This is a genomic window from Frankia sp. CeCAU1, assembly GCF_977971845.1.
Genome location: NZ_CDWWXA010000018.1, coordinates 43,720 through 51,296, shown reverse-complemented (window position 1 = coordinate 51,296; position 7,577 = coordinate 43,720). Strand labels below are relative to the sequence as shown.

Genomic DNA, 7,577 nt, shown 5'->3' with positions numbered 1-7,577 from the left:
TAAGAGCGCCCGATAGCGGCGCTCATGCCGCCTCACCTTGCGGTGAGGCACTCCCGGTCTGACCGGCCGGAGCCGTGCCGGGTTCCCGTTTCCCAGCCGCCCGCCCCGCGGACGGGGTCTTACCGGTCGGTTCCACGGGCGTTTACTGTCTCCGACGTACTGGCGGCGACGAGGTTGGACAGGTTGACCGCGGCGTTCAGGTCGCGGTCGCCTACCAGCCCGCAGGACTGGCAGGCGAAGATACGGTCCGACAGGGTGAGGCCTGGGTTTCGCCAGCCGCAGTCGAAACAGGTCTTCGAGCTTGGATACCAGCGGTCCGCGACACAGAAGTTCCAGCTCGCCCTGATGAACGGCCAAAAAATCCAGATGAAAACGACGGAATCCGCACCCGATGAATTAACCGAGGACGAAACAGCAGCATCGGTGGCCAGCCGCCCCCAGGACGCCGGCGGCCTCCAACACACGATCCATATTCTCGAAGGAGTAGCCGCAGACGGCAAAAATTGGATCCGCCGCATCGAGTCCGCATGACTATTCTCGGAATTCGCACATCATGCAAAATTCATCAGGCCGAGACTGGCAGCTACGACGCTCCGCGCCATGGAAATCGAGGATGGGTCTCCTCCATCCACTCGCGGAAGCGACGGACCCGCTCCTGATGGTTCGCTTTTCGGGGCTTCATGGCATCCGTGCACGGGCCTGACTCAGGAGCACCACACTTTGGGCACACAACGAGCCTGGCCCGCTCGACGGTCACCGGATCAGACAGGGACCCGCCTGCGCGCTGGCGCCACTCGTCACGCTGCCGTTCGTACTCGGCCAAGGCAACTCGATACCGACCCTCGTGGATGAGGGACACGCGCGGTGCGGGTGGGATGTACGGCGCAGGCGGCTGCCACTCCGGATCGTGCCCGATCTTGGCGATGATCCGCGAGATCGGACCGTCACAGTCACTTCCGGCAGCGGTCACCGTGCCTTCGAAGGGTCCGGGGCCATGGATCTTGGGACTGAGCCAGTTCTCGGGCAGGAGTACAAGGTCCCCCGGCACGAGGGGCTCAGCACCCTCCCACAGATAGGCATAGTTGCCCACCTTGACCTTCATCGCCACGACGGCCTCCTCGCCCGGTCCGGCCGCTCCTCGGGTCTATGTGTCGCGCCGGTACGGTACCGACGGTGCGTGGGCATTCGCGCGCGTTTCGTAGCATTACCGACAGGAAGTAAGACATCCGATGCACAGGCCGGAACTCGATCAACCAACGAACCACCTTGCAGCCGTGATCGCAGCTGAATCGGGTTCGGGCTTGGCCGAGTGCCGCGCGACCGAAGCAATCAACCCGTATCAGTCGTCTTGGCGTTCGTGTTGCCGGCGTAGCCTGCCCGGCGGAGCTTCGCGTGGGCGGGTTCGATGGACTCGGCACCGGCCCTTTAGCTCTCCTCGAAGCCCGACTGGTCGAACTTTAAGGTCCCGGCGTTCTCGGAGACGGTGCGGACTTGGCCTTCCTCGAAGCCGGTGCTCTTCGTGGCTTCGATCTCGATCTTCACGACGAGCTCGGTGCCGTCCTGGCGGAGGTTGGCGATGATCTCGTCGGCGACGTTCTTGAAGTCGAGGGCGATCTTGTCGGAGTTCAGGGTCTTCACGCCGTAGAACCGCGTCTTGACCTTGCGATGGTAGACGCCCGGGTGGTCAGGGTCCGGCTTGAAAGGCTTCTTCGCGTCGTCCTCGCTCGGGCTCTCCGGCTGGCCCGGCGTCGCCGGGACTTCGGCGTCGCGCTGCTGGGCGGCGATGTCGGGACGCACCAGGAGCAGCGAGTCGGTAGCCGCCGGTGCGGCGCTCTTGTCCTCGGGTGTCCAAAGTCCGATGTAGCGCCCGGCGGAGTCGTCATAGCCGGCGGCGAGCGCGAAGGCATCGGTCTGCCAGATCATCGGCAGGTCGATGATGCCCTCGTTGAGAACCGTCCTGTCGCGCAGGCGGGGCATGTAGGGGTACTGGCTGTAGAGCGCCCACAGGGCGCCGAGCGAGACGTGGCCGTCCTTCCAGATCTGCGGGACCTTGCTGATCGCCAGGCGGATCGTCGCCGCGGCCTGCCTCGTCGAGAGGTCACCGTCGTTGCCGAGGCGGCGGGACACCCGCTCGGCGAGCGAGGTGGACTGCCCGTCGGCCTTGGCCTCCCGGATGACAAACGGCGCGCTCGGGTCCGGCTGGGCCGGGACGAGCGCCCAGGTGAAGGTCTGCAGGAGCCGAGCCGTGACGGTCTGGTCGGCCTGGGCCTGGCGCTGCGCGGCCTGCTTCTTCTGGTTCTGGGTCAGGTCGAGGTCGGCCTCGTTGTCGAGAACATGCTTCCAGCCGAGGTAGTCGCGGGTGGCGGCGTCGAGCTCCCCCAGCCGGGCCTCGTCGGGGGCGAGGTAGACGAGCATGTTGCGGTTGGTCCGATTGGAGCTGCCGCGCTGCTCGGTCGCCTTCTGCGCGAAGCCCTTGGCGACCGACTCGGTGCCCCGCCGGTGGGAGAACTTCGGGTGGAGTATGACGAGGCGCGCCTCACCGGTGTCCGGGATGTCGGCGTCGTTCTCCGGGCAGACGTGGACGCCGAGGAAGTCGCCCTTCAGACGGCCCTGGCCAAGCAGCCGCGTGACGATCTCCTTCCACACGTCCTCTTTGTGGAGGCGCTCGGCCTGGTCCTTGGCGGTGCGGGTGATGTTAGGCTGAAGATCGTACCAGTACTTGCCGGACCCGGAGTAGAAGTAGGTCGCCCGGTCACCAAGCTGGGTCAGCGCGGCGTGGAAGTTACCCGGGATGTCGCCGGGAATCGCGGTGCCGAGGAAGACCCGCTGGGTACCGATGCCTTTGTGGACCGAGCCGGGCGCGATCGTCGGGGCCGCGCCGAAGAACACCGTGCGGGCGAGCCGCTTGGTCAGCGCCCGCTGGCCGAACAGCGGCTTCTCCTGGTCGATGCGCGCCGGCTCGGAGTTCGGGCCGTCGACATCGGCGTCGATGATCGCCTTCCAGGAGTCCTGGAGGTACTGCGTCAGCTCGGCGTTCACATTCGCGGTGGCGAGCGGAATCGAACCCGGCATGATCAACGGTGACGCGTCCTCGCCCGTCCAGAGCGCGTGGATCACCGTGCTCATCAGCCGCAGCACACCGCGGGTGCGCTGGAAGCGCTCCAGCGAGGACCACTCCTCGTAGAGGGTGTCGAACAGCTCCGGGTGGATCGGGTAGGTCCGTTTGATGCGGTACTCGTACGACCCGTCGCGCGCCTCGCGCGGGAAGTCGTCGGTGTACTTGCGGTACAGCTCCAGGTACGCCTTGGCTGTCGCTCCGATCGAGGCGAGCGCGGCGGCGTCAGGCTGCTTGAACAGCCGCTGCCTGACGATGTGGTAGGCCTCGTCCGACGACGCCGGGCGCCACTGGTCAGCCACCCGGCGCACGACGTTCTGCAGCCGCTTCAAGGCTTCCAGGCCGTTGGCGCCGCCGACCTCCTCGGCGTTCCCGGCCACGGTCTTCGAGTCTACCCCGCTCTCAGAGGCAGGAATCGAGATCGCGAGCAGGACGCCTGAGGTGCCCTTGGCAGCCTCGGTCAGCGACTGGGCGAAGGTGAACTGGTCGTCGAACGTGCCGCCCGCAAGGTCGTCGCGGCCCACGAGTGAGCGGGCGTAGGCGACCCACTCGTCGATCAGGATGACGGCGGGCGCGTACTTCGCCAGCAGCGTGTGGAGCGCTTCGCCGGGGTGGGTGCGGTTGAGGTCCGCGGTCGCGACGATGGCGTACGCCTCGGCACCGCCGAGCTGCCAGGCCAGCTCACCCCAGATCGTGTTGACGCGGGTGCCGTCATCCTTGGTGACACCGGACGGGCTGAAGTGGTTGCCCACGATCGCGACCCGGTTCACCTCGGTGCCGGGGTAGCCGTTGGCGGTGAGCAGTTCCTGGGTCTCCTGCGGGAACTCGCCCACGGGAAGCCCAGCAGCCACATGCCACAGCGACAGCATCGAGTGGGTCTTACCGCCACCGAAGTTCGTCTGGAGATTGATCACCGGCGAGGCGTTGTCGTCACCCGAAAGACGCCGCACGGCGCGGCCGATCAGATCACGGAGGCCCTCGGTGAGGTAGGTACGCCTGAAGAACTCGACCGGGTCGGCATAGTCGGAGTCGGCCTCGCCGCCGGTGGCGACCTTGTACAGGTCGGCCGCGAACTCGGAGGCGTGGAAGTTGCCGGTGGCGACGTCGTCGTGGGGCTGGAGCACCTCACGCCACGGCTTGAGCCCGGCAGCCTCGGGGTTGTCGACCGCGGCCTTGAGAACCTTCTTGTCATCCTTGTCCGCGGTCACCCGACGCAGGTTGAGCCGGATGCCGCGGACCTCGTCGACCTCGGAGTTCGCCCCGATGAGCTTGAGCAGGCGCTCGCCCGTGTCGAGCGCGCGGTAGGCATCGTCGTCGCTGAACGAGCCGTTGTGCGCCCACGCGTTGCGTACCTCGCGCAGCTCGCTGGCGAACGTCTCACCAGCACGCCCGACGGTCTGATTGAACGGGTACCAGCCGTGCTTGTAGCCGCCGGTGATGTTGCCTTCGGTGAGCATGCGGAACTGGACCTGCGGGTCGAGCGGGTCGTAACTCTTGCCGGCAGGGGCGCCGTTCTTGAGGTCCTTCACCTGGACCAGCTTCGTCCACTCAGCCCCCAGCGCCGGGGCGGCCTGTCCGATCACCGACGAGATGAAGTCGTCCAGCGCCGGGGCGAGGACCTGGAACATCCGGTCGATGCGGTCGCGGTTGCTCAGCGCCATGTCACTCGTCCTCGTCGAAGTCGATCGCGAACTGCGTCTCGGTGGACTTCTTCTGGGTGCGCGCGACCTCCAGAATCTCCGGCCAGCTCGTCACCAGGCTGTTGAAGCTCAGCGCGTCCTTCGTCCAGCCATTGCCCTCCGCGATGCGGAAGAGAAGGTGCGCGAGCTCCTTGATGAGGTCAGCATCGACGGCGCCGTCCGGGCGGCTCAACGCCGCCTGGAGGAAGTCGCCGGCCGGGGTGATGCCATCCCGCTCCAGCACGCCGATCAGATGGTGGAGAATCTCCCAGTTACTGGTGTGGCTGTCCTCGAGCACGTCGTGGTCCCACGACAGATCGGCGGGCCTCAGGATCTGGACTGTGCCCGCCCGGCTCGTCAGGATCCCCTCCCGGTCCATGACGTCGACGCTGGTGTTGCGCGCCCTGGCAAGGTTGTCGGCGTCGCCGAACAAGCCCATGCCATAGCCGTGCTGGCGGTACCATGCGATCGCGAACCGAGAGGCCGCGTCGAAGTCGCCCTCCTGCTCGGCCAGCACCACATCGAGGATCTCATTGATCCGCGCCAGCGCCGAGCGCACAGTCATTTTCTTGCCGTCGGGCTCAAGGACCCCGCTGTACCGGCTGAACACCGCCATCCCCGGCCCGATCGCTGCCTGCGGCAGGTCCACCGGCGCGATCTGCCCCTGTTGCAACTTCCGAAGCGCCTCCGGCAGCTCCGCCTCAAGCATCGCGATGAACCCACGCCGGTCCGTAGTCGGAGCCCCCTCGAGACGAGGACGCAGCGACAGCACGATCGAGGAGGCCAAAGCGTTGGTGCCACTGGCGATCATGCGGTTGCCGAGCTCGCTACGGTTCGGCCACGTCGAGGTGATCTCCCAGCCCGACCGGATCATGCCTTCGAGCAGGGTCTCCCAGCCAGTCGATGCCTCGCCGGTCTCGCTCGTCTCGCTCTGTTTGAAGGCGTACCAAACGGTGATTGGGATATCAGGATACGCCGTCTTGCGTGCTTCCGCAAACACGCTGCGGAAACCATCCTCGAAGAACTTCCTTGCGCCGTCCTTGCCGTCGTGACGGTACGGGTTCGCAACCAGTTCCTCAGCCTTCGGGACAAGCATCGTCCCCAGGAGGCCTGGATGGATCGACCGGAGCGATCGTCGCAGCCAGACGTAGAAAAAGTCCGAGAGGTCGGAGTAGCCGATGTTGTCGTAGTACGGCGGGTCAGTGCTGACCACGCCAACAAAGTTTCGGCTAGTCGCATCGGCCTGGCTGACCGTCGCGGGGACCTCGCCACGCAGGCCTTCGATCGTCTCGGCGGTCCACAGGAGCGAGTTACTGAAAGAGCCCGTATTGCTTCCGAGAGGCTCGACCTCGGCAAAGTCCCACATCATGGGCAGTGCCTGGCGCGCGAATGTGGAACTCGTCGACTCCCTTGAGGCGTACCAGTTCACCAACGTCGAGTTCCGGTCGGTCATCTTGCTGACGATGATGCCGAGGTAGGTGGCGACGGCGTCGGCGTACGCCTCGGTTCCGGCGTCGGCGAGGACCCGCTCGCGGGCGTCGGAGACCAAGTCGCTGAAGGTGGTCAGGACGGTGAGCTGGCGGTCGGTGAACAGGTCGGCCCACCTCGTCATCCCATAGGCCTGCACCCGGAAGCTGAGCGCCGCAGCTGGGAGCGCGGCCTCCGGCACGTCCTCGGGCCGGTCGACCGCGGCGGCCTTGACGTGCTCGTCGGTCGGGGCGAGGTAGATCCTCTGGCGGTTGCCCTCAGCGACTACGGCCATGAGTTGGGCGCCGAGCCGCCCGGCACGGCCCTCCGCGCGTACATACTTCAGGTCCGCTGCCGCGTCGCAGGCCAGGCAACGCGCGCCGGTCTTCGACACGGTCCCGTCCGTGGCAGCGGTCGGCGCGGCGTGCTTGTCGTGTCCGATGGTGAACTCGACCCGCTGCCCCGAGGAGTGGGTGGGGTCGGGGACGACGGTGGGGACGCCGTACGCATCCTTACCTTTCTTTTTGCCCAGCCACCAGGAGCGGACCAGGGGCATCTCGATGCCGCAGGCGGGGTTGGGGCAGGTGACGGTACGGGCCCAGATCCAGGCGATGACCGCGGCCTTGGTGCCGTCGGGGAGGGTGGCCTTGGGGTAGAGATGGCCGATGCGCTTCTCGGCCTTGTCACGCATCCAGGCGCCGTAGGCGCGCACGTCGGCGGCCAGGCCCTCGGCGCCCTTCCAGGCGCGGATCTCGGAGCCGGCCAGGCCTGGGTAGACGGGGGGCTGGCCGCGGAACTTCGGGGGGATCTCGATGAGCGCCTTGTTGATGAGAACGGCGACGGGGTTGAGATCGGATGCGTGGGCCTCCAAGCCGAGCCGCTGAGCCTCCAGCGGAATGGAGCCGCCACCTGCGAAGGGGTCCAGGATCGGCGGCGGGTTGCCGTTCGTGGACTTCAGGATCTCCTCGTGGGCCGCCCGCAGGAGCTTCTCGTCCCGGGCGTTCTCCCAGACCACGAGTCGCTCGATGAGGTGGTGCAGACGATCCCGCTCCTTGCGTTGCAGCTCCTCGGTGGGGAACTCCTCGGGCCGCGCACTCGGGTCGTCGACGAGCTGGGCGAAGAGGACCGCTCGGGCCGCGGCGAGGGGTCGCCGCGCCCACCACAGGTGCAGCGTGGAGGGGTGTCCGTGCCGGATGGACTTCTCCCGGGCGGACTCCCGGTTGATCGCCTCCAGCGGAAGCGCCACCTCGATCAGCTTCCGCGTCCGCACCACGAACCCGCCCCCCTACGCTCCCGACCCGGGTGGCCACCCAGGG

The 7,577-nt window shown here is 66.9% G+C and carries 3 protein-coding genes and 1 pseudogene; all 4 read right to left on the bottom strand.

The features are described 5' to 3' along the window. Positions 1 to 22: 22 nt before the first annotated feature. Positions 23 to 323: pseudogene (locus AC08OO_RS05765) on the bottom strand (zinc ribbon domain-containing protein); the annotation flags it as partial. 260 nt (positions 324 to 583) lie between these two features. Beyond that, positions 584 to 1,102, bottom strand: coding sequence for a hypothetical protein (locus AC08OO_RS05760; RefSeq protein ID WP_476609175.1), 519 nt, complete (start codon positions 1,100 to 1,102; stop codon positions 584 to 586). A 323-nt stretch (positions 1,103 to 1,425) separates the two neighbouring features. Beyond that, on the bottom strand, positions 1,426 to 4,776 hold the full coding sequence (locus AC08OO_RS05755) for a Swt1 family HEPN domain-containing protein (protein ID WP_476609154.1): 3,351 nt from the start codon (positions 4,774 to 4,776) through the stop codon (positions 1,426 to 1,428). A 1-nt stretch (position 4,777) separates the two neighbouring features. Beyond that, a complete protein-coding gene (locus AC08OO_RS05750) occupies positions 4,778 to 7,534 on the bottom strand; it encodes a DUF1156 domain-containing protein (RefSeq protein WP_476618304.1) in 2,757 nt (918 codons plus the stop codon). Between the last annotated feature and the right edge of the window lie 43 nt (positions 7,535 to 7,577).

What these genes read in the sequence shown, in the direction of transcription:
- AC08OO_RS05760 (WP_476609175.1), bottom strand. Translation starts at nt 1,102, where the DNA reads ATGAAGGTCAAGGTGGGCAACTATGCCTATCTGTGGGAGGGTGCTGAG.
- AC08OO_RS05755 (WP_476609154.1), bottom strand. Translation starts at nt 4,776, where the DNA reads ATGGCGCTGAGCAACCGCGACCGCATCGACCGGATGTTCCAGGTCCTC.